The organism is Ruegeria sp. AH7 (assembly GCF_056541325.1).
Map to the genome: position 1 here is coordinate 818,035 of NZ_JBQFYF010000001.1, position 24,675 is coordinate 842,709.

Genomic DNA, 24,675 nt, shown 5'->3' on the forward strand with positions numbered 1-24,675 from the left:
TTATGCGCTGACAGCATATCGGACATGACCAATCTACACGCTGTTATTCCTTGAACGTTCACAAACTGCCACCTAAATGAACTCTCGAAGGCGGTGATGCTGAAACGCTCATCATCTTCATACCTCCCTGTTGGACTACGGCCGAGCTTAGTGCTCGGCCTTTTTTTTGGTTTTCTGGCAATTGCACCCTTCAACACGCGAATAAGTCTGGGAAAACAGGTTGATGCACCTTATGATCACAAAAAAAATGATCCAGTTTTTGAGATCGAGGGAAAATTCATGCTCCATCCACTTCGCCTTATTTTGGCGCTGGCCTCAATCGTGTTGCTCAGCCTCCCGCTTCACGCGCAAGTAACCGGGACTTCAACGAGCGATACGTCGACCAGCGTGTCAATTCCGGAAGATCTTACACCGGAACAAGTGGATGATCTTGTTGCGCGCATGTCAGATGACCAAGTACGAGCCATCTTACTTGAACGGCTAGATGCTGTCGCAGCTCAACAAGCGGAAACAGCTCAGGCTCAGAAGGGGTTGATCCAGAGCCTGGCAGACTCTGCCAGCTTGATGACCGCTTCCTGGGCGCAGGTGATCCGAAAAGTGCCACTCCTATTCACCAAACAGGCCGAGGCATTCACTAACTTTGGCAATAGTTTCGGCGCAAGCGGTCTGCTGACACTGTTTGGCTTCACTTTTCTTGCACTCGCTATCGGCTATGCTGCCGAAAAACTGGTCGGCCTTTGGACGCGACGCTACATCCGGGTTGTTGACGGAGACTCTTCGACCAATTTACGCGGCGCTGTTGTCTTTTTGTTCAAACGGTTCTGCTTTGAATTCCTCGGGTTGCTCGTATTCTACTATACGCTCATATTCGTCGGTCGGCAGTTGTTGAATGAACAACAAATCGCACAGGCCGCTCCGTTCGTATTCTATTTGATCTGGTTTCCAAGACTGGGAGCTGCGATTTCGCGGTTCATTTTGGCGCCCAAACAAAGCGCGTTGCGGTTGGTCAATGTCGACGATCATTGGGCCAAATTCCTGCATCGCAACTTGATCGGGCTGTTCTTATTGATCGGCTTTATGCTGTTCATCCTGGAATTCAACGCGCTAAACGGTGTGTTGCCTGGCGAAGCACGCCTTGGGTTCTGGCTGAACACTGGCATTCATATCTATATCGGTGTTATTGCCTGGCGCGCCCGTGATGGTCTTACAGACATGATGCGTGGCTCTGACCCGGATCGCACCCGGTTCGATGAAGAAGTGGCCCGTTTCTACCCATACTTCGTCATCGCCGTCTCAGCCGGTATCTGGTTGCTGGTTGAGTTCCTGGTGACGAAGAACAGCCCAAAAATCTTCACGCTGCTGTTAAATGGCGCTCATTTCACGACTATGTTCTGGCTGCTGATCGCACCAGCATTGGATACGCTGATCCGTGGCCTGGTGCGGCATCTGCAGCCGCCGATGCTGGGTGACGGTCCTATCGCCTTACAAGCATACAAGTCCACGAAACGAAGCTACATCCGTATAGGTCGCGTGCTTGCCGGGATTTTCGTGATCTTAATGATTGCAGATGCCTGGGATCTGGATCTTCAGGAAATCGCCGGCGGAAGAGGAGAATCGGGCAGCGGCCTCATCCAATTCTTCCTTATCATCTCAATAGGCTACATTCTGAACGAAGGTGTATCGCTATGGATCAACCGCCGCTTGGCGAAAGAGATGACAGCATCCGAGCAGAGCCCTGATGAAGAGGCTGGCGAAGGTGGTGGCGCTGGCGGCTCTCGTTTGGCGACCGTTCTGCCACTACTGCGCGTGACGGCACAGGTTGCAATTGCGGTTATCTTCGCGCTTCTGGCCCTAGGAGCTCTGGGGCTGGATATCACGCCACTTCTGGCTGGTGCCGGTATCCTGGGTCTCGCCATCGGTTTCGGCGCTCAGAAATTGGTTTCCGACATCGTCGGCGGGATTTTCTTCCTGATCGATGACGCTTTCCGTGTGGGTGAGTATGTCGATGTTGGTGGCACCACGGGTACGGTCGAGAAAATCTCGATCCGCTCGATGCAGCTGCGCCACCACCGCGGGCCGGTACACACTATTCCCTATGGTGAGATACAGAAGCTGACCAATTACAGCCGCGACTGGGTCATTATGAAACTTAAATTCACCGTGCCCTTCGATACCGATCCCAACAAAGTTAAAAAGATCTTCAAAAAGATCGGTGCCGAGATGATGGAAGACGAGACCCACAAGGATGGTTTCCTGCAACCATTCAAGTCGCAAGGTGTGTTCGATTTTGACGATGTAGGAATGATCATCCGCGGCAAATTCATGGCCAAACCGGGCAAGCAGTTCACACTGCGCAAGGAAATCTTCAACCGGGTCAAGGCGTCGTTCAAGGAAAACGGTATCGACTTTGCCCGCCGCGAGGTGCGCGTTGCGATCCCCGGGCTGGATGACAATGATGACCTGTCTGGCGAGCAAAAGACTGCTATTGGCGCAGCGGCAGGAGCCGTTGCTCAGCAGGCTCAGCAACAGAAAGATCAGCCCAAATAAGCTGCAGATCATTCCGTGATCCAAAGATCAAATTCAGGGTCGCCATGAGGCGGCCCCCTTTTTTTCAGCAGACATCGCACACACACTCAAAACCCTGTCTCAATTGACAGAGCCGCCTTTCCTCTTCCCCCCGGCGGCTGCTTCCCCTAAAAGGCGCCAGACATTGCCATCTCGGGGACGGATACAGGATGCAAGAGCCAGCCATCACACCGGATTTGATTGCCGCACACGGGCTTAAGCCCGAGGAATACGACATGATCCTAGAGATCATCGGGCGTGAGCCGACCTTCACCGAGCTGGGCATCTTTTCTGCCATGTGGAACGAGCATTGCTCCTACAAATCCTCCAAGAAATGGCTGCGCACCCTTCCGACCGAGGGCCCTCAGGTCATCTGCGGACCGGGCGAAAATGCTGGTGTGGTTGACATTGGTGACGGTCAGGCGGTGGTCTTTAAAATGGAGAGCCACAACCACCCGTCCTATATCGAACCCTATCAGGGCGCGGCGACTGGTGTGGGTGGCATTTTGCGTGACGTCTTTACCATGGGCGCCCGTCCGATTGCTTCGATGAACGCTCTGTCCTTTGGTGAGCCCGACCACCACAAGACCCGCCAGTTGGTCAACGGCGTGGTTGAAGGTATTGGCGGCTATGGCAACTGCTTTGGGGTGCCTTGCGTCGGTGGCGAGGTCCGTTTCCACCCAGCGTATAACGGCAATTGCCTTGTGAATGCCTTCGCCGCAGGTTTGGCAGACAGCGACAAGATTTTCTACTCGGCCGCCTCGGGCGTCGGAATGCCCGTCGTCTATCTGGGCGCGAAAACCGGTCGCGATGGCGTTGGCGGTGCGACCATGGCCTCGGCCGAATTCGACGACACCATCGAAGAGAAACGCCCTACCGTACAGGTCGGCGACCCTTTCACCGAAAAGCGCCTGATGGAAGCGACCCTGGAGCTGATGCAGACCGGCGCAGTGATCTCGATCCAGGATATGGGCGCGGCAGGCCTGACCTGTTCCGCCGTTGAGATGGGCGATAAAGGTGGTCTGGGCGTGCGCCTTGATCTGGAAAACGTCCCCCAGCGCGAAGAGAACATGACCGCCTATGAGATGATGCTGTCGGAATCTCAGGAACGCATGTTGATGGTGCTGAAGCCCGAGCTAGAGGCCGAGGCCCGCGCTGTGTTCGAGAAATGGGATCTGGATTTCGCCATCGTCGGAGAAACCATCGCTGAAGACCGCTTCCTGATTATGCATAATGGCGAGATCAAAGCTGATCTGGTTCTGTCGAAACTTTCCTCAACCGCGCCGGAATATGACCGTCCGTGGGTTGCGACACCCGAGGCTGAGGAACTGGCCGAAGTCCCTCAGATCGACCCTATCGACGGGCTGCGCGCTCTGCTCGCCTCACCCAACTATGCGGGCAAGCAATGGGTCTATGAGCAATATGACACCATGGTCATGGCCGACAGCGCCCGCACACCCGGGCTGGGCGCAGGCATGGTGCGTGTTCACGGCACCGACAAGGTTCTGGCCTTCACCAGCGATGTGACCCCGCGCTATGTACGCGCAAACCCGGTTGAGGGCGGCAAACAAGCGGTGGCCGAAGCCTATCGCAACCTGACAGCGGTGGGTGCCACTCCGCTAGCGACCACCGACAACCTGAATTTCGGCAACCCCGAAAAGCCCGAGATCATGGGCCAGTTCGTCGGCGCCATTCAGGGCATCGGCGCCGCTGTCGGCGCGCTGGATATGCCGATCGTGTCGGGGAACGTCTCGCTGTACAATGAGACCGATGGACAGGCGATCCTGCCTACCCCAACCATTGGTGCTGTTGGCTTGCTCAGCCACAGTGATGAAATCATCGGCAATGAGGTTCGTGAGGGCCATGTGGCACTGGTGATTGGCGAAACCCTAGGCCATCTGGGCCAATCTGCCCTGCTGGCCGAAGTGTTCAACCGCGAAGATGGCGATGCGCCTCATGTCGATTTGGATGCGGAAAAGCGCAATGGCGACTTCATTCGCGCCAACCGCGATATGATCAAAGCCTGCGCCGATCTGGGTGATGGTGGCCTCGCACTGGCGGCGTTCGAACTGGCCGAGGCCGCTGGCGTTGGTGTGCATCTCGATGAGGCCCCGACCGAATTCCTGTTTGGCGAAGATCAGGCCCGCTATCTGGTGGCTTGCAACTTTGATCAGGCCGAAGCTCTGATGATTGCGGCCGGTCAGGCCGGTGTGCCGCTGGTCTCGGTTGGCCGCTTCGCTGGCGACACTGTGAAGATCGGCGGTTCTGAAGCAGCTTTAACCGACTTGCAGAACACATTCCGCAGCAGCTTTGAGGCGGCCGTCGCCTGATCACACGCGAACAACGCGAACCAGCCTAATGCACTCCTGCGCTTTCGTGGCGCAGGATTTAGCGTCTTGGGCGATCCGTGCCATCTTGCACGCCCCCGCCCATCGCTCTACATCTTGGGAAAGACTTTCAGGAGTAACCTACATGCCGATGAGCGCCCACGAAATTGAAACCCTGCTGCGCGAGAGCTTTCCGAATGCAGAAATTCAGGTTGGCGGCAGCGATGGCGTGCATATGTCCGCCATGGTCGTGGACGAAAGTTTTCGGGGCAAAAACCGTGTGCAACAGCAGCGCGCCGTCTACGCTGCGCTAAAAGGCAAGATGGATGGCCCAGATGGCGACCTGCATGCGCTAGCGCTGACCACCAAGGTGCCTGAGTGAAGACGACGTTCTGGGACCTGCTCGCTGCTATCGTGCGCTGGCGCGTTCCCAAACAGGATGGCGAGCCCCCGCTTGGTATGGAGGCGACAGATATCGACCTCGTGAACAAAGTACAGGCCGAAAATGAACGAATGGAGCGTATCAATGGACGCGACTAGAATCTTGGTGGTTTAAAGGCAGAGATGGACCTTGGGTTGGGCATCGTATTGGGCGGTTTTGTCGTTATCTCGATGACAGCGCTTTTGGCATGGAGCCGTTCCAAAAATGAGCCCAAATCGAAGCGAGGTTCCCTTCCGGGAATCGGATATCGCACCATTCATGCAAATTATGACTCAGGCGGGTCAGGAGGCGGACACTCCACTCAGTACCGCGTCCCCAAAGACCCACAAGACTACGCCAAAGCGATGATGCCGAAGAGCAAAGGAAACGCGAAATGACCGACGTGAAATCCCAGATCGACGAAACCGTCAAAGCCAATGACGTTGTGCTGTATATGAAAGGCACGAAGGAGATGCCTCAGTGCGGTTTCTCGTCCCGTGTGGCAGGTGTGCTGAACTATATGGGCGTCGAGTATGCTGATGTGAACGTTCTGGCCGATGAGGCTGTGCGTCAGGGCATCAAAGATTACTCCGACTGGCCGACTGTTCCTCAGCTATATGTCAAAGGCGAATTTGTCGGTGGCTGCGATATCATCACCGAGATGACCCTGTCCGGTGAGCTGGACACGCTGTTTGACGAAAACGGTGTTGGCTACAACAAAGACGCTGCAGACAAAATCCGAGAAGCGAACGCCTGACCCGGCCTTAGCGGCTGGAGCAATTCTGATAGATGACCTGCTCGTCGGCGGCACCTGATGCCGCCGCGTAGCTTACGCTGGCATCCCACCCTTTTGAGCGCAGAATATAAGTTCCGTTGGTGTCCACGGATTCATACCGAATGCCCGATCCGCTTTCGACCTGACGCATCGAGACAAGGGTGTTGTCCAAAATCGTCGCCGCCGCGCCTGACCCGTCCGCCGCGTTAAAATAGGTCACCGGCAGCGGCACGCCATTCTCACAGGTGAAACTCACGGTCAGAATGTCGATCTCTGCCGATGCAAGCGACGCAGACAGTGTTAGAACCGCAGAACAGGCCAAAGAACGCATGATGGTCATTGGGTTTTCTTCTCCTCGATCACGGATGCCAAAGCCTCGGCCCGTGCGGCCAGTTCAGCCAATGTGTCAGTGACCGACGGGGGCACCACAGCCACCTCAACCCGTTCCGGTTCTGGCGCAGGTGCTGCGCGCAGTGTATTCAAGTCGGCCTCAACCTCGGCCAGTTTGCTTTCCAAAACTTTGACCTTGTCATCCGTCGCGGCGGTTTTGTCGGCCAGCATCAAGCCCGCCATAAGCAGCATCCGCGCCTCGGGCATCCGGCCAATCTGATCTGACAGAACCTGTGCTTCGTCATCCAGCATCTTGGCGGCGGTGTGCAGAAACGCCTCTTCCCCGTCCTGGCAAGATACTTCGAAACCACGTCCGCCGATATGAATGGTCACTTCGGGCATTATTCTACCTCACCTTCTGCCAATTCCGCTTTGCTGAGCAGGGGCTCAAGTCGGGCCAGAATGGCATGCGCCTCGGATGCATCTGAGGCCTGTTTCGCGCGAGTAGCCTCCAATTCGGCGGCGGTGACCTGATCCAACAGTTCGGCAACGGGCTGACCCTGCTCTGCCGCTGCGCGCAGCTCATCAATCGCGCTTTGAAGCGTCGCGTTCGCCTTGCGCATCCGCTGCAAATCACTGTCCAGGCGCGACATCGCCGCCCCATGGCTGGCGCGTTCGGCACGCAGCATATCAAGCTCGGCGCTCAGGTCTTCCAGCCGTTCGCTATCGGCAAGTTCCGACCGCAACCGGCTGTTTTCCGCCTCAACCTGCTTGGATTGCTCTACGAGCCCACGCAGCTCATCCAATTCTGCTTGAACCGGCGCTGAGTCGGCAAGCATATCCATTTCGGATCGAAGCTGCGCATTCTCAGTCTTCAATGCATCAAGTTCTTCCGAATTCTCCAGCGCCTCTTTGGCCTCGGCCAGCTCCAACCGGGCTGCCTCAACGCTTGCAAGCTTGGTCGATGCTTCCGCTAGCTGTTCGCGCAGCCCCTCAACCTCTGCGTTGTCACCAGACGAAGCCTGCGCCTGATCCAACTCAGCGCGCAGATTGTCCATTTCCTGATCATGCCGTTCTTTCAGGGACTTCAGCCGCTCCTGCAACTGGGCATTGGCAACGCGCTCCTCATCAAGCGCGGTTTTCAGGCTATCATCGGCCGGTTCTCCGCCGGGGGCCGCGTGCTGCATGGCGTCGACACCTGCGCCGATACGCTCCATCGCGGCGATGATGCGATGCTGTAATTCCTCGATTTGGCTCATGCCCCTGTCACCTCTTTATCAAGGTTCGTTCTGTTACAGGGTGATCCGAATCAACTTCACCCCCCGCCTGCGCCTAGTCTAACGGAATGCGACGGAAAATACCCACTGTTTGGTTTCAACAACTTGGACCGCGCTGTTGAAGCATAAACCTTGTGCAAAACCCAGTTCTGCTTGCACTTTGAGGGGTGGATGTTATTGAGCGCGCAATCTGCTTGTAATCCGAAGGAACAACGCCCGTGGACCTGACTGCGCTGCGCAATGCCAACCCCGAACACTGGGACAAAGCTGCGGCCATCCGCACCCTGACCCTTGATGCCGTCGCCGCCGCAAATTCCGGCCATTCCGGTATGCCGATGGGCATGGCCGATGTTGCGACCGTACTGTTCGAAAAGCACCTGAAATTCGACGCCGCAAACCCCGGCTGGCCCGACCGCGACCGGTTCATCCTGTCCGCCGGTCACGGCTCAATGCTGGTATATTCGCTGCTCTATCTCACCGGCCACGCGGATGTGACATTGGATGAGATCAAGAATTTCCGCCAGTTGGGTGCCAAAACTGCGGGCCACCCGGAAAACTTTCTGATCAACGGTGTCGAAACCACCACCGGCCCGCTGGGTCAGGGCATTTCGAACGCTGTGGGTTTTGCCATTGCCGAGGAAATCCAGCGCGCCCACTACGGCAAGAAGGTCGTCGATCACTATACCTATGTCATCGCAGGCGACGGCTGCCTGATGGAAGGCGTCAGCCAAGAGGCGATCACTCTGGCCGGTCGCCACGAACTGGGCAAGCTGATCGTCTTTTGGGACAACAACAACATCACCATCGACGGCACAGTCGATATCGCCGACCGCACCGATCAGGTGAAACGCTTTGCCGCTTCGGGCTGGCAGGTGATCGAGATTGACGGGCACGACCCCGAGGCGATTGACGCGGCCATCACCAAGGCCAAAACGTCGAAAAAGCCGACGATGATCGCGTGCGAAAGCCATATCGCGCTGGGTCACGCGGCGCAGGATACCTCCAAAGGTCACGGCGCGCTGACGGATCAAGATCAGCTCAAGGCGGCCAAGGCAGCCTATGACTGGCCGCATGATGCGTTCGAAATCCCGGCCAATGTGAAATCTGCCTGGGAAGCCATCGGTGCCCGTGGGGCCTCCGAGCGCGCCGCCTGGGAAGAGCGTTTCGCGCAACTGTCCGAGCGCAAGCAGGCAGAATTCAACCGCGCCTACGCGTTTGAGGCCCCCAAGAAACTGGCCGGTGCCATCCGTTCATTCAAAAAACAGATGTCCGAGGATCAGCCCAAGCTGGCCACCCGCGCCTCGTCCGAAAAGGTTCTGAACGTTGTGAACCCGATCATGACCGAGACCGTGGGCGGCTCGGCTGACCTGACCGGTTCGAACAACACCAAATCGGCTGATATGGGTGTGTTCCTGCCGGAAAACCGCAAGGGTCGCTACATCCACTACGGTATCCGTGAGCACGGCATGGCCGCTGCGATGAACGGTATGGCGCTACACGGTGGCATCCGGCCCTATGGCGGTACCTTCATGGCCTTCACCGACTATGCTCGCCCGTCCATGCGTCTGGCCGCGCTCATGAAAATCCCGTCGGTTTTCGTGATGACCCATGACTCGATCGGTCTGGGTGAAGACGGCCCGACCCACCAGCCGGTCGAGCATCTGGCGATCAGCCGCGCGACGCCGAACACCTATGTGTTCCGCCCCGCCGACACCGTTGAGACCGCTGAAGCCTGGGAACTGGCGCTGACCTTCAAGGACAGCCCTTCTGTCCTGTCGCTGACCCGTCAGGGCGTGCCGACCGTGCGCAAGGATCACAAAGCCAAGAACCTGACCGCCCAAGGCGCTTACGTTCTGGCCGAAGCCGAAGACAAACGTCAGGCCATTCTGATCGCCACCGGGTCCGAGGTTTCGCTAGCGATGGAAGCCAAAGCAATGCTTGAGGCCGACGGCATTGGCACACGCGTCGTCTCCATGCCCTGTATGGAGCTGTTCGCTGAACAGGACGAAGCCTACCGCAAACGGGTTCTACCTGCCGGTGCCGTCCGCGTCGGTATCGAAGCCGCCGTACGTGCCGGTGGCTGGGATCGCTGGCTGCTGGGCGAACGTGGCCGCGAAGCCAAGGCGGGCTTCATTGGCATGTCCAGCTTTGGCGCATCGGCCCCTGCGGGTGAGTTGTACAAGCATTTCGGCATCACGGCCGAGGCGACAGTTGCGAAGGTCAAAGACCTGCTGGGCTGATCCCTGCCTGAAAACGTCAAAAGCCCCGGTCCGCACCGGGGCTTTTTTGTTAGACGAAGATAATCACAGACTGCATTCCGTCGACCAGCAGATCACCCTCGGTGTTCCAGACCCGCATGACCTGTGAGCTGTAGCCATCGCGCCCGGCGGTCAGTTGATGCTCCAGCAAGAACCACCCGTCACGCGTTTGAATATCCTCGTCCAACACATTGAAAATCCAATTCATTGACGAGTTTGGACCCGGTTTCTTTAGCGTTGGATAGATTGCAGGTGGCGGCAGATCGGCAACCGAAATTAACCCTTCCATCCGATCCCACATGCGCGGATCATTGTGTCGCGCCCAAAGACGCAGATATCCTTTCTCAGCACCCGAGAACGGCAATGCGCCTTCAACCAGCCGGACATCGAAGTTTTGAAGGAACGGGATAGGAGGTCTGGGCAAATCTGGCGGGAAATAAGGCCCCGTGTCTTCAGGTTCTTCCGCAGGTTTAGCCGGGCGGTCAAACGCGACATGGCTATCCTGAGGATGACCAAAGGAGAACGTCGCCATAGCGGCGACTTTCCCGTCGATCTGAGCGCGGGCATTGATGATGGTCACATTCCGCCCCTGCCGCAACACCTCAGTGCCGATGATTGGCGAAGTCCCAATCGGTGCGGTGAAATTCACCAAAGCCGAGCGCAAGGGCGGCAAATCCTTATGCTGCGCGCGAACCGCATCCAGCATAAGCGCAGAAGAGAATCCTCCGAAAGTAGTCCGGCCCTGCATCCAATTGAATGGCACGGGATAGCTTAGGCCATCGCCCTGCGGCGTTCGGCTTTCTAGAACCTCGGTTAGCGTATGAGACGACATTTGAGTTCCAGTTCTTGTGTTTCAGGTCACAGCCTAACTGCCGTTCGGCGTGCGGCCACAACGACCCAACGTCACAAACAGGATTTTCAGTGCTGTTTGCTTGATCCTGAAACCATCCCCATCAACGGCGCAACGACCCTGGTTGCCACCGGGATCAGCGCCAGCCCATAGACCAGACCGAAAATGCCATCCATTGTTGCTTTGGAAATCCACTCGATTGCTCCGACCCATTGCTCGGATGCCATATGCCCCAGCGCATAGGCCCAATCGTGGATATGGTGACCCAGCCAGCCATAGCCCAACACTTCAAGCCCGTGAATCACGATCGACCCACCGACCCAAAGCATGGCGGCGGTGCCGATGATCGAGAGCAGCTTCATCACAACAGGCATCGCCTTCACCAATCCGCGACCGATACCACGCCCAATCGGCGTGGGCGCGTTGCCAGCCAGGAACAGCCCCACATCGTCCATCTTCACGATCAGCGCGACCGAACCATAGACGGCCACGGTCACCCCGATCCCAACAACGGCCAGGGTTGCCGCCTGCATCCACAGGTTTGGGGCTTCGATCGCGGCCAGTGCAATGGTCATGATCTCGGCGGACAGGATGAAATCCGTCTTGATCGCGCCTTTGACCTTTTGTTCTTCCAAATGTCCCGGATCGCGGTTTTTCATATCCTCGTCGATGACGTGGCTGCCATGGGGAAACAGCACATGGAATATCTTCTCGGCCCCTTCGAAACATAAGTATGAGCCGCCGATCATCAGCAACGGCGTAATCAGCCATGGTGCAAAGTTGGCCAACAACAATGCAACGGGCAGCAACAGGATCAGCTTGTTAAAAAAGGACCCCCGAGCAATGCGCCAGATGATCGGCAACTCGCGCGCTGGCGCAAAACCCTGAACGTATTTCGGGGTTACCGCCGCATCGTCGATGATCACACCCGCCGTCTTGGCCCCAGCCTTGCCCGCAGCGGCGACAACATCGTCAACCGAAGCAGCCGCAACTTTGGCGATCCCCGCCACATCGTCCAAAAGGGCCAACAGACCGCTCATCGCGCTTCCTTTCCTGTCACCTGTCGCGTTTCGGACCCTACCTGATCCAACAGCTAGCGCAAGCGTTAGCGCAATCGGACCAGGTTTGCGCTAACACCTTCAAAATATGCCATTTTTGCCCTTTTGAGACTCAGGTTTCACCGCTATATGGCCAACAACGCAAGCGCATTCTGGAGACATGTTATGACCATCAAGGTCGGGATTAATGGTTTTGGCCGTATCGGTCGCTGTACCCTGTCGCATATCGCCGCCTCTGGGCGCAATGATATCGAGGTTATCAAAGTCAACGCCACCGGCCCGTTGGAAACCTCGGCGCATTTGCTGAAATATGACAGTATCCACGGTCGTTTTCCCCGCGACGTCTCAATCGAGGGCAACACCATGGATCTGGGTCGCGGCCCGATGCACATGTTCTCGACCTACGACATGAACGAGCTGGACTGGGAAGGCTGCGATGTCGTTCTGGAATGCACCGGCAAGTTCAACGATGGCACCAAAGCAAAAACGCATCTTGAACGTGGCGCACAAAAGGTTCTGTTGTCTGCGCCCGGCAAGAACGTCAACAAGACCATCGTGTTCGGCGTGAACCACAACACTCTGACCGCCAATGACAACATGGTCTCGAACGGCTCTTGCACCACCAACTGCCTTGCTCCGCTTGCCAAGGTGCTGGACGAAGGTGTTGGCATCGAACATGGCATCATGACCACGATCCACGCTTATACAGGCGACCAGCCGACGCTGGACCGCCGCCACAGCGACCTGTACCGCGCGCGTGCGGCCGCCATGTCGATGATCCCGACCTCGACCGGTGCCGCTGCAGCTTTGGGGGAAGTTCTCCCCAATCTGAGGGGCCGTCTTGATGGCTCGGCGATCCGCGTGCCTACTCCGAATGTCTCGGCGGTAGATCTGAGCTTCCGCGCCTCGCGCGATGTCACTGTCGAAGAGGTCAACGCCATCGTCGAAGAAGCCGCCAAAGGCCCGATGCAACGCGTTCTGGGCTTTGAGCCCGCTCCGCTGGTTTCGACCGATTTCAACCATACCGAAGAAAGCTCAATTTTTGCACCGGATCAAACTCGTGTGGTCGACAACCGCATGGTGCGTGTGCTGGCCTGGTATGACAACGAATGGGGCTTTTCCGTGCGCATGGCCGATGTGGCGGTTGCAATGGGTCGTCTTAACTGACCCTTTGCACATCGCTTGTACCTTCGGGCCTGCTCAGGTTATCTGGGCGGGCCTTTTTCGTTCGGGGAAAGAATGACAAATCAACTCGCTATATGGCTTGGGCTTCTGATCCTTGGCGCGGTGATTCTGGACTATGCACTGTTCGGCCCGGAACATTTGGTGTTTCTAAGCAAAAAGCTTTACGCGTTTCTGGACTGGCTCGCCTTCTGGCGTTGATCTAGGTTTTGCTTGACATTCGCGCCAATCTGCCATTGTTAGCGCTAACCAAGCCTCATATCGGGGCCAGCTGACGAACGGAGCGTGACATGACACTCAAACTGGCAATCAACGGCTTTGGACGGATCGGGCGCGGTGTTCTGCGGGCCTTGATGGAAACAGGCCGAACAGATGTGCAGATCGTCGCAATCAACGATCTGGGAAAACCCGAAATGAACGCGCATATGTTCGAATTCGACAGTGTGCATGGCCGCTATCCAAACAAAGTCACGCTAACCGAAGCAGGCCTGGATGTTGGCGCAGGTCCGATCCGCCTGACCAGTGAGCGCGATCCTGAAGCGCTGGAATGGTCCGACGTCGACGTGGTTCTGGAATGCACTGGGGTTTTCCGTACCCGTGAGGCGGCAGAACGTCACCTGAAAAACGGATCGAAGAAAGTACTTATTTCGGCCCCCGCACGCGGTGATGGCGGTGTCAAAACCGTCGTCTTCGGCGTGAACGATCACGAGTTGACGGCAGCGGACACGATCGTCTCGAACGCCTCGTGCACCACCAACTGCCTGTCTCCGGTCGCTGCGGCGCTGGATGCAGGGCTGGGCATTGTGCATGGGAACATGACGACGGTTCATGCCTACACGGCCAGCCAGCCAGTACATGACAACGCCGGCAAGGACCCATACCTGTCGCGTGCTGCTGCCCTGTCCATGATCCCAACTACCACCGGGGCGGCGTCGGCCGTGGGGCTGGTTCTGCCGCAGCTCGCAGGTAAACTGACCGGTCAGGCGATCCGTGTGCCTACCCCCAATGTCTCGGTCGTTGATTTGGTGGCTGAAGTGTCGCGCCCAACCACCGAAGATGAGGTGAACGCCCTGTTCACGGAAGCCGCCGCAAAAATCCCCGGTGTTCTGGCTGCAGAGTCCCGCCCGCTGGTCTCGATCGATTTCAACCACGATCCCCACAGCTCGACCGTGTCGCTGGATGAAACCAAGGTGACGGACGGCACTTTGGTGCGCGTGCTCGCCTGGTACGACAATGAATGGGGCTTTTCGAACCGGATGCTGGATACCGCTGCCGCCATGGGCGCGCTATCCTAAACGGCCTTTCAACGCATCATTCACGCGGGGCGTGACGAATTTCGACACGTCCCCGTTTAGCCGTGCGATTTCCTTGACCAGTTTTGAGGCAATCGCTTGGTGCCGTGCTTCGGCCATCAAGAAGACGGTTTCAATCGTATCATCCAAAGCGCGATTCATTCCGACCATCTGGAATTCATACTCGAAATCCGCCACAGCGCGCAGTCCGCGCACGATGATCTGAGCACCAACGTCACGGGCACAATCGATCAGCAGGTTCTCGAACGGATGCGCGACAATCTCTGTCCCCGTCTGCTGGGTCAGTTGAGCGCATTCCGCCTCGATCATCGCAACACGTTCTTCCAGCGTGAACAACGGCCCTTTGTCGCGGTTGATCGCAACGCCGATCACCAGCTTGTCCACCAGCGCAGCGGCCCGGCGGATGATATCGATATGACCCAAGGTTATCGGATCAAAAGTTCCAGGATATAATCCAACCCGCATCAGGCTCTCCCGCGCAACAATATTTCTGCGCTAGCAAACATAACTTTGCCGCAGGTGCAAGGGGTTGAACACCCCTCTCCCGTTAGTGACCCATGATCATCCCTTGCAGGGCGTCTTTCTCCATGGCCAGTTCTGCAAGCTGTGCCTTGACCACGTCGCCCAGCGTGACGATCCCGATCAGTTTGCCATCCTCGACAACCGGCATGTGGCGAAAGCGGCCTTCGGTCATACGGGACATGATGTCTTGCACCGTCGCTTGTCGCGTGGTCGTCACCAGTTCCTTCGTCATGTACGAACTGACGGGTTCGTTCAGGCATCCGCTGCCGCTGGCGGCCAGTTCGCGGACGACATCACGCTCTGACAGAATACCCTTGGCCGTCTGCCCCCCATCGTCGGAAACGATAACTGTACCGATCCGCTTCTCCGCGAGTATTTTCGATGCTTCCGAAACGGTCGCCGAAGGCTTGACCGTCACAACACCCTCGGTGGCTTTGGATTTCAGAATGGCTTGAACGAGCATGAAAAAAACCTCCGGCAATAACGTACTGTTTTCCAAAGCGTTGCGCGATTAGGGCACCCTGTCAAGTTACAGTGGCAGCTTCCAGCCGGGCGACCTCTTCCCGAATACCCTGGGTTAGGGCCTCGGCAAAACGGTTTAACCGCTCATTCCGCTGATCGCCCTGATGTCGAACCAGATGGAAACTGCGTGTCAAACTCACCTGATCCGTCAGGATTTGACGCAGGCCCGGATGGAACGGCAGTGTAAAATCATGCGCGACGCAGACGCCGGTTCCCAGAGACACTTGCCGCAACTGAACAGAAACCGAGTTCGAGGCAAGCGCGACGCGGTCGATGCCTATGTCATTCAGATAGTCAAGTTCCCGGTCAAAGATCATGTCTGGGATATACCCGATCAGCCGATGCCCCTGCAGATCAGCGACCGAGCGGATCGCGTTGTGACGATCCAAATAGTCCTGCGTGGCTACCATGTGCAGCTGGTAGTCACAGATTTTCTGAACCAGCAATTTCCCAGCTGTCGGCGCGCTGACTGTGACAGCCATATCCGCCTCGCGCCTAGACAAGTTGATGATCCGGGGCAAGGCGAGGATTTGAATATCCAGATCAGGGTTCGCGTCGCTGATCTTTGCACAGACTTGCGGCAAAAGATAATTGGCCGATCCATCCGGCGCCCCGATCCGAATTTGCCCGCTGAGTGATTTGGAGGATCCGACCACAGCCCCTGTGGCTGCACGCATCGCCTCTTCGGCCTGTTGTGCATGATCCAGCAAACGTTCCCCTGCGGTCGCGAGCATGTAGCCTTGCTGAGATTTGGTAAATAATGGCGCGTCCAGATTGGCCTCGAGCCGTGCAATGCGGCGACCGACCGTTGCGGGATCGATCTTTAGGATGCGGCCCGCCGAAGACAGGCTTTCCTCGCGCGCAACGGCCAGAAAAATCCTCATATCATCCCAGTTTGGGTTCATGATCTACCTTTTGCATTTTTGCAAAGCCCTTTTGAAACATTGCCTCTGTTCAGGTGATTTCTGCAAGCCTATTCTGCGCGCAACAGATTCAGAGGAGTTTTCGATGCAAGACCTGACCCATTTCCTGAATGGCGCGCAAGTCGCCGGCACCTCGGGCCGGTTTGACGATGTCTTCAACCCCGCAACCGGCGAAGTTCAGTATAAATGCCCCATGGCCAGTGCAGCCGAAACAACTGCCGCGATCGAGGCCGCCGCCGCAGCGCAACCCGCGTGGGGTGCGACAAACCCGCAGAAACGCGCGCGTGTCATGATGGCCATGGTCGGCCTGATGAACCGCGACATGGACAAGCTGGCCGAAGCGCTCAGCCGTGAGCACGGCAAAACAATCCCGGACGCCAAGGGTGACCTGCAGCGTGGTCTGGAAGTGATCGAATACTGCATCGGCGCGCCGCAGATGCTGAAAGGTGAGTTCACCGACAGCGCGGGTCCTGGTATCGATATGTATTCGATGCGACAGCCGTTGGGCGTTGTCGGCTCAATCATGCCATTCAACTTCCCGGCGATGATGCCTCTGTGGCATGTGGGTCCGGCGCTGGCTTGCGGCAACGCCGTGGTTCTGAAACCGTCCGAGCGTGACCCCTCGGTGCCCCTGATGCTGGCCGAACTGTTCATCGAGGCTGGCTTGCCCGCAGGTGTGTTCCAGGTGGTCAACGGCGACAAGGAAGCCGTCGATACCATCCTCGACAGTGAGATCATTCAGGGTGTCAGCTTTGTCGGCTCAACCCCGATCGCGCAGTACATCTACAGCCGCGCAACGGCCAACGGCAAACGCGCGCAGTGCTTCGGTGGTGCCAAGAACCACATGATCGTCATGCCCGATGCGGATCTGGACCAAGCCGCCGATGCGCTGGTCGGTGCAGGCTTCGGCGCGGCGGGCGAACGCTGCATGGCAATCTCGGTCGCCGTCCCTGTTGGTGAAGAAACCGCGGATCGCCTGATCGAAAAGCTGATCCCGCGTGTCGAAAAGCTGAAAGTTGGCCCCTACACCGCAGGCGACGACGTCGATATGGGCCCTGTTGTAACAGGCGCCGCGAAACAGCGTATCCTTGGTCTGATCAACTCGGGTGTTGAACAAGGCGCCAAGCTGGTTGTCGACAATCGTGATTTCAGCTTGCAGGGCTATGAAGATGGCTTCTTTGTCGGTCCGCACCTGTTTGATCACGTGACGCCCGACATGGACATCTACAAACAGGAAATCTTTGGACCGGTTCTGTCGACTGTCCGCGCAGGTTCCTACGAAGAGGCGATCGGCCTGGCCATGGATCATGAATACGGCAATGGAACCGCGATCTTCACCCGCGACGGTGACACTGCCCGTGATTTTGCCAGCCGGATCAACATCGGCATGGTTGGCATCAACGTGCCAATCCCTGTTCCGCTGGCTTATCACACCTTCGGCGGCTGGAAGAAATCCATGTTCGGTGACTTGAACCAGCACGGCCCGGACAGCTTCAAGTTCTACACTCGCACCAAAACCGTGACCGCACGCTGGCCGTCGGGCATCAAAGAAGGTGGCGAGTTCAACTTTAAGGCCATGGATTAACCTCCTAGAGTTTAACCCGGAAACGAAAACCGGCCCCATCAGGGCCGGTTTTTTTGTGCAAAGACTCGCCGAGACTTCGAGATAGTCCTGTGCCCTCACGATAAATTCAGATCGCTTGGACTGGAATTTAAAGCCCTGCGGAAATATCTTACTCGCGATTTGTTGATCAAGCAGTTTGAATATTCGGAGGCCGAATTGTCTAATTCCCGTATGACCCGCCGCTCTGCCCTGTTGGGTGCAGCGTCCGTACTGGCGACACCCGCTTTGCTGCGCGCCCAAAGCCTGGATGCTTTTCCGCAGGCCGAAGACCCGATCAGCACGCAACCCCCGGTGCGCCGCAATGTATCCTCGTTCTCACAGCAGAACTGGCAGGATCACTTTGACGAATTGGGATCCGGATGCTTGCTGGCGGATATCACCAGCCGCGCTGTACATTACTGGGGGCCTGACGGGACCTATAAGCTCTACCCAAGTTCCGTTCCGATGAGCGAAGAACTGACAAAACGCGGTTATACCAAAGTTGTGCGCAAGGCCGAAAACCCCAGCTGGACCCCGACCGCATCAATGCGGGAACGTGATCCTTCGCTGCCTGTGCGGATGGATGGCGGTGATCCCGGTAACCCGCTGGGCACCCGCGCGATGTATCTGGGCTGGCCTGCCTATCTGGTACACGGCACGCATGATACGCGCAAAATCGGACGTCAGAGCTCGTCCGGCTGCATCGGCCTCTATAACCAGCATGTTGAAGAACTATATCCGCTGGTGCAGGTCGGCACACAGGTGCGTTTAGTCTGAAACGCGACACCCAACAAACAGCAAAGCCCCGGCCAGCAGGACCGGGGCTTTTTCGTGAGTGGCGGCGATTATTCCGGCAGAATCACTTCGTCGATGACGTGAATCACACCATTGCTGGCCTCAATATCTGCCTGGATAACCTCGGCGCCATTGACCTTGACGCCGTTTCTGGCATTCACACTTAGGCGGTCGCCCTGCACGGTCAGAACCTTCGCGCGCTTCCCTGCGATGTCGCCCGACATAACTTTGGCCGGTACAACGTGATAGGTCAGGATCGCGACGAGTTGATCCTTGTTTTCGGGCAGCAGCAGGCTTTCAACGGTGCCCTCGGGTAGCGCAGCGAATGCTTCATCGGTTGGTGCGAACACTGTGAACGGGCCATCCCCCTTCAGCGTATCGACCAACCCTGCGGCTTGTACGGCTGCAACCAAAGTGCTGAATGATCCGGCCGAAACGGCGGTGTCGACAATATCAGCGGCCTGGGCCTTTAGCGGCATGGCAAGTGCGATTGCGGCGGCAGCGCCCATAAACGTACGACGAAACATGGCTGTCTTCTCCTCTCCAGCTTGTTATGGAAAGGGGTACGGGCCTTATTCTAACCCGGATCACTTTGCGATCACTGTTCCTTGATCTGAACCCAGATACTCTGCGCGCGCCCATCGGCCAGAAACGGCAGAGCCTCGACCGCACCGGGGCGATCCTTTTGCAGGTAGTACCCCGGCCAAAGCATTGAAAACGCGCCTGATTGCAGCATTGCGTGCAGCATGTACTGCTCGCCCCAGCCCGGACAATCATAGAAGAAGCGCTTGGGATACTCATAGGGCAAAAAAACATCGTGCACATGGATCACAACACCGGGTTTCAGCGCAGGAATGATCCGGCAGAACAGGTGCGCCACGTCGTTGGACATCCGCACGACATGGCTGGAATCGATAAACAGGACATCGCCTGCCTCAAGCTGGTCGAACAGCGCCGGGTCCACATCCTCCAGCCGTTTTTGTTCGAACGCATCAACCACATGAGCGATATCGGCACGAGGATACGGATCAATGGCCGTTATCGTTGTGTCCAAACCGCCATCGATGATCGCTTGCCGCGTCACACGGGTTGAGTTCCCGCACCCGACCTCGATCACCCGATTTGGCTGGAACCGACGGATCATCAGATACAAAGCATCTGCATCCGGACTGTCGTAATAGCCATTGCCGACGCGATAGCCGGTTGTGTTGCGCGCGGAGTCTTTCAGCGCGGCCAAAGCCTCCCGATGCTGCGCAAATTCCTGTTTAAGCGGCTCAATATCAAACGTCTCCATTCCCGGCGATAAGGCATAGGCCGGACGGGTCAGGCCCCCTGCCCGCTCAAAGGTTTCGAGCCGCGCACGCTCCTCCCGCTCAGTGACCTTGTCGATCAGCGTGACGCCAAAACGGTCCAACGCGGCATTGATCCGGGGGAATTTTCTGGGTTTCACGCGGCGGGCTCCGGTCTGAGGGGCAGTTACCGCTCCTTACCTGTGCAGGACCGACCTCTGCAAGCGGCAGAACGCCAAACCCTTGGCAAAAGGCCAATTTCCGTATTCACTGGATCAACACGATAAAGAGAGGTCCGCCCATGCAGCAGGATTTCACGCTGGGCATCGAAGAAGAGTATCTGCTGGTCGACCGCGACAGCCTGCAACTGACCGAGGCACCCGCCGCCCTGATGGAGGCCTGCCAGACCGATTTCGAAGGTCAGGTTAGCCCAGAATTCCTGCAATGCCAGATCGAAGTAGGAACCCGACCTCATAGCACGATCAAAAGCGCGCGTGAGGATCTCAAGCGCTTGCGCAGCTGTGTTTCGAAACACGCGGCGCATTACAATCTCAGCCCAATCGCCGTTTCCTGTCATCCTTTCGCCAATTGGAAAGACCAGCATCACACGCGGAAAGAGCGCTATGATGCCCTTCAGCACGCACTGGGCGGCGTGGCGCGGCGCATGCTGATCTGCGGGATGCACGTGCATGTCGGGGTCGAGGATCAGGCATTGCGGGCCGATCTAATGCCTCAGCTGTGTTATTTCCTGCCACATCTTCTGGCGCTTTCAACCTCGTCGCCATTCTGGAATGGCGAAGATACCGGTTTGTCCTCGTACCGGCTGACCGTCTTTGACAACCTGCCCCGCACCGGCCTGCCGCCGGATTTCAGCGGCTGGTCGGAATATGAGCGGACAACCGGAGTTCTGGTTGAGCTTGGCGTCATCGAAGACACCTCGAAAATCTGGTGGGACTTGCGCCCCTCCCATCGGTTTCCCACGCTTGAAACGCGCATTATGGATGTGCAACCGCGACTGGAACACACCTTGTCTTTGGCCGCTTTGGTCCAAGCACTAACCCGGATGCTGTGCCGCCTAAAAGCGCGAAACCTGCGCTGGCGCCAATATGATCGCTTTCTAATCGGCGAAAACCGTTGGCGCGCGCAACGCTATGGGGTCGGCGAAGGCTTGATTGATTTTGGAGATCGTTCGGTCAAACCCATGGCCGAACTCATAGGCGAACTGATGGGCATGCTGGCTGAGGATGCCGAGGCCTTGGGCACCATGACCGAACTTGCCCGCTTGCGCCAGATCGCCGAAACCGGAACCTCGGCCACCCGCCAGCGCCGCGCCCATGCTGAGGCTATCGCCAAGGGAGAGGACCCCGGCCAGGCGGTAGTGCGGCATCTGATCGAGGAATTCCACGCGGATCTTTGACTTCGCACCAGGACTGAAAAACGCGCGCCGCCTGCAATTGCCGTCCTTGAAAAATTTCTGTAACGATTGAGAAATAAACAATCGTTCAATTCTTTGCCGACGGGAGGGCACGCAATGGATTTCGGGCTGACCGAGGAACAGACCGCGATTTTCGATATGGCCTATGGGTTTGGGCAGGAAAACATCGCCCCATTCGCACGGCAATGGGAAAGTGACGGCACCATCCCAAAAGAGCTGTGGCCCCAGATCGGCGAGCTCGGGTTTGGTGCGCTATATGTGTCCGAGGATAGCGGCGGCTCGGGCCTGACGCGATTGGACGCCACGCTGGTGTTCGAGGCTTTGTCTATGGCCTGCCCCTCGGTTGCTGCGTTCCTCTCGATCCACAATATGTGCGCCAAAATGCTGGACAGCTTTGCCGGCGACGAATTGAAATCCCGCATCATGCCCGAGGTCCTGAGCCTGAGCACAGTCCTCAGCTACTGCCTGACCGAACCGGGCTCCGGCTCGGACGCAGCTGCACTGAAGACCCGCGCAGAACGCACCAACGAGGGCTACACGCTGAACGGCTCCAAGGCCTTCATCTCCGGTGGAGGGTATTCGGACGCCTATGTCTGCATGGTGCGTACCGGTCAGGACGGCCCCAAGGGTATCTCAACTGTCTATGTCGAGGATGGCACACCGGGCCTCAGCTTTGGCGCGCTAGAACAGAAGATGGGTTGGAAAAGCCAGCCCACTGCGCAGGTTCAGTTCGACGACTGCAAAATCCCTTCGGGCAATCTTGTCGGGGTCGAAGGCGACGGGTTCAAATATGCCATGATGGGTTTGGATGGCGGTCGTCTAAATATTGCCTCCTGTTCGCTGGGTGCCGCACAAGCCGGGCTGGACATGACACTACAATACATGTCCGAGCGCAAAGCCTTCGGCCAATCCATCGACCAGTTCCAGGCCCTGCAATTCCGCCTTGCGGATATGGAGATTGAACTGCAAGCTGCCCGCACTTTCCTGCGTCAAGCCGCCTGGAAACTGGATCAGGGTGCGCCCGATGCAACCAAGTTCTGCGCCATGGCCAAGAAATTCGTGACCGAGACCGGCTCGAAGGTCGTGGATCAATGTCTGCAGCTTCATGGCGGCTACGGCTATCTGGCCGACTATGGCATCGAAAAGCTTGTACGTGATTTGCGCGTGCATCAGATATTGGAAGGCACGAACGAGATCATGCGCGTGATCGTTGCGCGCCAGATGATTGCACAAGGCTAAAGGGTTCATGTCTGACATCGACATCCGCACAACCGGGCGCGCCGGGCGTATCACCTTGACCCGCCCTAAAGCGCTGAACGCCATGACCTATGACATGTGCATGGCCATTGATACTGCCCTACGCAACTGGCGTGAGGATGACGCGGTCGATCTGATCATTTTCGATGCCGAGGGTGACAAAGCCTTTTGCTCGGGCGGGGACATTGCCGAACTTTATCAGACAGGAACGCAGGGCAATTTCACCTATGGCCAGACGTTTTGGCGCGACGAATACCGGCTGAACGCACTAATCTTTGAATATCCCAAGCCTGTCGTCAGCTTCCTGCAAGGGTTCACCATGGGTGGCGGCGTCGGCATTGGCTGCCATGGCAGCCACCGGGTTGTCGGCGAAAGCTCGCAGATTGCGATGCCAGAATGTTCCATCGGGTTGGTTCCGGACGTTGGCGGAACCCTCATGCTGGCCCTCGCTCCCGGCCGGTTGGGAGAATTCCTGGGCACCACAGGCCACCGCATGGGCGCGGCCGATGCGATCCTTGCTGGGTTTGCCGATCACTTCATCCCACAGGATCAGTGGCCCGATCTGATCGAAATGCTTGAGGCGTCTGGCAATACCGAATTGATCGCCGAGCACGCTGTGGCTCCGCCCACGGGTGACCTTGTCAATCTGCAATCCGAAATCGATGATAGTTTCGGCGGTGAAACACTTGGCGATATCCTCACCAATCTGCGCGGAAGTGATTCAGAGTTCGCGGCAAAGACACTGGCCAAACTGGAACGCAACGCGCCGCTTTCAACGGCTTGCACAGTTGAGATTCTACACCGCCTGCGCGGGAGTTCTTTGACAATGCGCCGCGCGCTGGAGATGGAATACCGTTTCACCTTCCGCGCCATGCAGCATGGTGATTTTCTGGAAGGCATCCGGGCGCAGATCATCGACAAGGACCGTAGTCCGCGCTGGCAATACGCCGATATGATCGTGCCTGCGGTCGCGGTTTCAAAAATGTTGCAGCCCCTGGGCAAGGACGCCCTGACATTCGAGGAGGAATAAGTCATGCAAATCGGGTTCATCGGGCTGGGCAATATGGGCGCGCCCATGGCGGCCAATCTAGCCAAAGCAGGCCATCAGGTGCGGGGGTTCGACACCGCTGGGGTCAGTGTGGATGGCGTGGCAAAGGTTGAAAGCGCCGCCGAAGCCGTGTCTGGAGCCGATGCTGTCATAACGATGTTGCCCAACGGCGCCATTCTCCGAGTTGTCGCAGACCAGATCATCCCTCATATGCAATCTGGCGCAGCGCTGGTTGACTGCTCCACTGTCGATGTCGACAGCGCGCGCGCCGTGGCTGATCAAGCCAATGCCGCTGGCTTGCTATCGGTCGACGCGCCCGTTTCGGGCGGGATCGGTGGCGCCTCTGCGGGCACATTGACCTTCATGGCCGGAGGGTCTGAAGACGCCTTTGCCAAGGCCGCGCCGCTCTTCGACATTATGGGGCAAAAGGCTGTGCATTGCGGTGAGGCCGGAGCTGGACAAGCGGCCAAGATCTGCAACAACATGATCCTCGGCGTCACCATGATCGCCACTTGCGAAGCCTTTGCCCTGGCTGACAAATTGGGGCTCGACCGTCAAAAGATGTTCGACGTGGTGAGCACCTCCTCCGGCTACAGCTGGACGATGAACGCCTATTGCCCCGCCCCCGGCGTTGGCCCGACCAGCCCTGCAGACAACGACTATCAACCGGGCTTTGCCGCCGAGTTGATGCTGAAAGACCTGCGCCTCAGCCAGCAAGCCGCGGAAAGCGCGGACGCAGACACCCCGATGGGCCAAGCTGCAACCGCGCTCTATCAGCAGTTCGTCGAAGCCGAAGGGGGCTTGGGTCAGGATTTCTCGGCCATGCTGCCCAGATTTGAGAAACGTAGTCGAGAATAAGGCGCAAGGATCCTTCATTCATCTGGCTATAAATATCCCGGAGCGCGAGGCGGAGCCTCGCAAAACC

25 protein-coding genes are annotated in these 24,675 nt (G+C 57.4%); 15 read left to right on the forward strand and 10 right to left on the reverse strand.

The genetic code is table 11. The annotated features are described in order from the left end of the window. Nucleotides 1–96 precede the first annotated feature (96 nt). The 5 genes from ACR0JX_RS04175 (at nucleotide 97) to grxD (ending at nucleotide 6,070) form a co-directional block, all read left to right on the forward strand. Entirely contained in the window at nucleotides 97–2,547 is a 2,451-nt protein-coding gene (locus ACR0JX_RS04175; protein WP_480541633.1) for a mechanosensitive ion channel family protein, read from the forward strand. Nucleotides 2,548–2,735: 188 nt separating this feature from the next. Continuing rightward, nucleotides 2,736–4,895 (forward strand): phosphoribosylformylglycinamidine synthase subunit PurL, encoded by a 2,160-nt coding sequence (gene purL / locus ACR0JX_RS04180; protein ID WP_480541635.1) that lies wholly within the window; start codon nucleotides 2,736–2,738, stop codon nucleotides 4,893–4,895. 142 nt (nucleotides 4,896–5,037) lie between these two features. Next, nucleotides 5,038–5,274 carry a BolA/IbaG family iron-sulfur metabolism protein gene (locus tag ACR0JX_RS04185; protein ID WP_170373612.1) on the forward strand — a complete coding sequence of 79 codons (237 nt, stop codon included), beginning with the start codon at nucleotides 5,038–5,040 and terminating at the stop codon, nucleotides 5,272–5,274. Next, nucleotides 5,271–5,432, forward strand: a complete 162-nt coding sequence (locus ACR0JX_RS04190) for a hypothetical protein (RefSeq protein WP_480541637.1) — start codon at nucleotides 5,271–5,273, stop codon at nucleotides 5,430–5,432. The genes ACR0JX_RS04185 and ACR0JX_RS04190 overlap by 4 nt, the downstream gene beginning before the upstream one ends. A gap of 275 nt (nucleotides 5,433–5,707) precedes the next feature. Then, nucleotides 5,708–6,070 carry a Grx4 family monothiol glutaredoxin gene (gene grxD / locus ACR0JX_RS04195; protein WP_480469910.1) on the forward strand — a complete coding sequence of 121 codons (363 nt, stop codon included), beginning with the start codon at nucleotides 5,708–5,710 and terminating at the stop codon, nucleotides 6,068–6,070. A gap of 7 nt (nucleotides 6,071–6,077) precedes the next feature. Here the strand turns inward: grxD and ACR0JX_RS04200 are convergent, their stop codons facing one another. Genes ACR0JX_RS04200 through ACR0JX_RS04210 form a run of 3 tightly spaced genes read right to left on the reverse strand, consistent with a single transcriptional unit; the run spans nucleotide 6,078 to nucleotide 7,677 of the window. Beyond that, entirely contained in the window at nucleotides 6,078–6,428 is a 351-nt protein-coding gene (locus tag ACR0JX_RS04200; RefSeq protein WP_480541639.1) for an MliC family protein, read from the reverse strand. After that, nucleotides 6,425–6,820, reverse strand: coding sequence for a cell division protein ZapA (locus ACR0JX_RS04205; protein WP_480541641.1), 396 nt, complete (start codon nucleotides 6,818–6,820; stop codon nucleotides 6,425–6,427). Before ACR0JX_RS04205 ends, ACR0JX_RS04200 begins: the two co-directional genes overlap by 4 nt. Then, nucleotides 6,820–7,677 (reverse strand): hypothetical protein, encoded by an 858-nt coding sequence (locus tag ACR0JX_RS04210; RefSeq protein ID WP_480541643.1) that lies wholly within the window; start codon nucleotides 7,675–7,677, stop codon nucleotides 6,820–6,822. The genes ACR0JX_RS04205 and ACR0JX_RS04210 overlap by 1 nt, the downstream gene beginning before the upstream one ends. Before the next feature lie 236 nt (nucleotides 7,678–7,913). On the opposite strand from ACR0JX_RS04210, the gene tkt reads away from it, so the two are divergent. Continuing rightward, a complete protein-coding gene (gene tkt, locus ACR0JX_RS04215) occupies nucleotides 7,914–9,935 on the forward strand; it encodes a transketolase (protein WP_480541645.1) in 2,022 nt (673 codons plus the stop codon). 49 nt (nucleotides 9,936–9,984) lie between these two features. On the opposite strand, the gene ACR0JX_RS04220 is transcribed toward tkt, so the two are convergent. Both ACR0JX_RS04220 and ACR0JX_RS04225 read right to left on the reverse strand, forming a co-directional pair. Further along, nucleotides 9,985–10,785 (reverse strand): thioesterase family protein, encoded by an 801-nt coding sequence (locus tag ACR0JX_RS04220; RefSeq protein ID WP_480541647.1) that lies wholly within the window; start codon nucleotides 10,783–10,785, stop codon nucleotides 9,985–9,987. A gap of 86 nt (nucleotides 10,786–10,871) precedes the next feature. After that, on the reverse strand, nucleotides 10,872–11,843 hold the full coding sequence (locus ACR0JX_RS04225) for a DUF808 domain-containing protein (RefSeq protein WP_480541649.1): 972 nt from the start codon (nucleotides 11,841–11,843) through the stop codon (nucleotides 10,872–10,874). Between the two features lie 183 nt (nucleotides 11,844–12,026). Between ACR0JX_RS04225 and gap (ACR0JX_RS04230) the strand changes: the two genes are divergently transcribed. The 3 genes from gap (ACR0JX_RS04230) to gap (ACR0JX_RS04240) all read left to right on the forward strand — a co-directional run bounded on the left by gap (ACR0JX_RS04230) (nucleotide 12,027) and on the right by gap (ACR0JX_RS04240) (nucleotide 14,338). After that, nucleotides 12,027–13,028 (forward strand): type I glyceraldehyde-3-phosphate dehydrogenase, encoded by a 1,002-nt coding sequence (gap, locus tag ACR0JX_RS04230; RefSeq protein ID WP_480541651.1) that lies wholly within the window; start codon nucleotides 12,027–12,029, stop codon nucleotides 13,026–13,028. 72 nt (nucleotides 13,029–13,100) lie between these two features. Further along, a complete protein-coding gene (locus ACR0JX_RS04235; protein WP_480498130.1) occupies nucleotides 13,101–13,244 on the forward strand; it encodes a hypothetical protein in 144 nt (47 codons plus the stop codon). 89 nt (nucleotides 13,245–13,333) lie between these two features. Beyond that, nucleotides 13,334–14,338, forward strand: coding sequence for a type I glyceraldehyde-3-phosphate dehydrogenase (gene gap, locus ACR0JX_RS04240; protein ID WP_480541653.1), 1,005 nt, complete (start codon nucleotides 13,334–13,336; stop codon nucleotides 14,336–14,338). Here gap (ACR0JX_RS04240) and coaD read toward each other — a convergent pair. From coaD to ACR0JX_RS04255, 3 genes are all read right to left on the reverse strand, one after another. After that, nucleotides 14,330–14,821 carry a pantetheine-phosphate adenylyltransferase gene (gene coaD, locus ACR0JX_RS04245; RefSeq protein ID WP_170536957.1) on the reverse strand — a complete coding sequence of 164 codons (492 nt, stop codon included), beginning with the start codon at nucleotides 14,819–14,821 and terminating at the stop codon, nucleotides 14,330–14,332. The genes gap (ACR0JX_RS04240) and coaD overlap by 9 nt on opposite strands. Nucleotides 14,822–14,903: 82 nt before the next feature. After that, nucleotides 14,904–15,341 carry a CBS domain-containing protein gene (locus ACR0JX_RS04250; RefSeq protein WP_353007339.1) on the reverse strand — a complete coding sequence of 146 codons (438 nt, stop codon included), beginning with the start codon at nucleotides 15,339–15,341 and terminating at the stop codon, nucleotides 14,904–14,906. 61 nt (nucleotides 15,342–15,402) lie between these two features. Continuing rightward, a complete protein-coding gene (locus tag ACR0JX_RS04255; RefSeq protein ID WP_480541656.1) occupies nucleotides 15,403–16,305 on the reverse strand; it encodes a LysR family transcriptional regulator in 903 nt (300 codons plus the stop codon). A gap of 103 nt (nucleotides 16,306–16,408) precedes the next feature. Here ACR0JX_RS04255 and ACR0JX_RS04260 point away from each other — a divergent pair, with 103 nt between their 5' ends. Together ACR0JX_RS04260 and ACR0JX_RS04265 are read left to right on the forward strand one after the other, a co-directional pair. After that, nucleotides 16,409–17,908, forward strand: coding sequence for a CoA-acylating methylmalonate-semialdehyde dehydrogenase (locus tag ACR0JX_RS04260; RefSeq protein WP_170536963.1), 1,500 nt, complete (start codon nucleotides 16,409–16,411; stop codon nucleotides 17,906–17,908). 210 nt (nucleotides 17,909–18,118) lie between these two features. After that, entirely contained in the window at nucleotides 18,119–18,703 is a 585-nt protein-coding gene (locus ACR0JX_RS04265; protein WP_480541763.1) for a L,D-transpeptidase, read from the forward strand. Between the two features lie 68 nt (nucleotides 18,704–18,771). Here ACR0JX_RS04265 and ACR0JX_RS04270 read toward each other — a convergent pair whose 3' ends face one another. Both ACR0JX_RS04270 and ACR0JX_RS04275 read right to left on the reverse strand, forming a co-directional pair. Next, nucleotides 18,772–19,248, reverse strand: a complete 477-nt coding sequence (locus tag ACR0JX_RS04270; RefSeq protein WP_480541659.1) for a fasciclin domain-containing protein — start codon at nucleotides 19,246–19,248, stop codon at nucleotides 18,772–18,774. A 71-nt stretch (nucleotides 19,249–19,319) separates the two neighbouring features. Continuing rightward, complete coding sequence (locus ACR0JX_RS04275; RefSeq protein ID WP_480541661.1) at nucleotides 19,320–20,171, reverse strand: class I SAM-dependent methyltransferase; 852 nt, start codon at nucleotides 20,169–20,171, stop codon at nucleotides 19,320–19,322. A gap of 140 nt (nucleotides 20,172–20,311) precedes the next feature. On the opposite strand from ACR0JX_RS04275, the gene ACR0JX_RS04280 reads away from it, so the two are divergent. The 4 genes from ACR0JX_RS04280 to mmsB all read left to right on the forward strand — a co-directional run bounded on the left by ACR0JX_RS04280 (nucleotide 20,312) and on the right by mmsB (nucleotide 24,608). Beyond that, entirely contained in the window at nucleotides 20,312–21,427 is a 1,116-nt protein-coding gene (locus ACR0JX_RS04280) for a carboxylate-amine ligase (protein ID WP_480541663.1), read from the forward strand. A gap of 114 nt (nucleotides 21,428–21,541) precedes the next feature. Further along, complete coding sequence (locus ACR0JX_RS04285; RefSeq protein WP_480541665.1) at nucleotides 21,542–22,684, forward strand: acyl-CoA dehydrogenase family protein; 1,143 nt, start codon at nucleotides 21,542–21,544, stop codon at nucleotides 22,682–22,684. A gap of 7 nt (nucleotides 22,685–22,691) precedes the next feature. Then, nucleotides 22,692–23,732 (forward strand): enoyl-CoA hydratase/isomerase family protein, encoded by a 1,041-nt coding sequence (locus ACR0JX_RS04290; protein WP_480541667.1) that lies wholly within the window; start codon nucleotides 22,692–22,694, stop codon nucleotides 23,730–23,732. Between the two features lie 3 nt (nucleotides 23,733–23,735). Further along, a complete protein-coding gene (gene mmsB, locus ACR0JX_RS04295) occupies nucleotides 23,736–24,608 on the forward strand; it encodes a 3-hydroxyisobutyrate dehydrogenase (protein WP_480541669.1) in 873 nt (290 codons plus the stop codon). Nucleotides 24,609–24,675 lie beyond the last annotated feature (67 nt).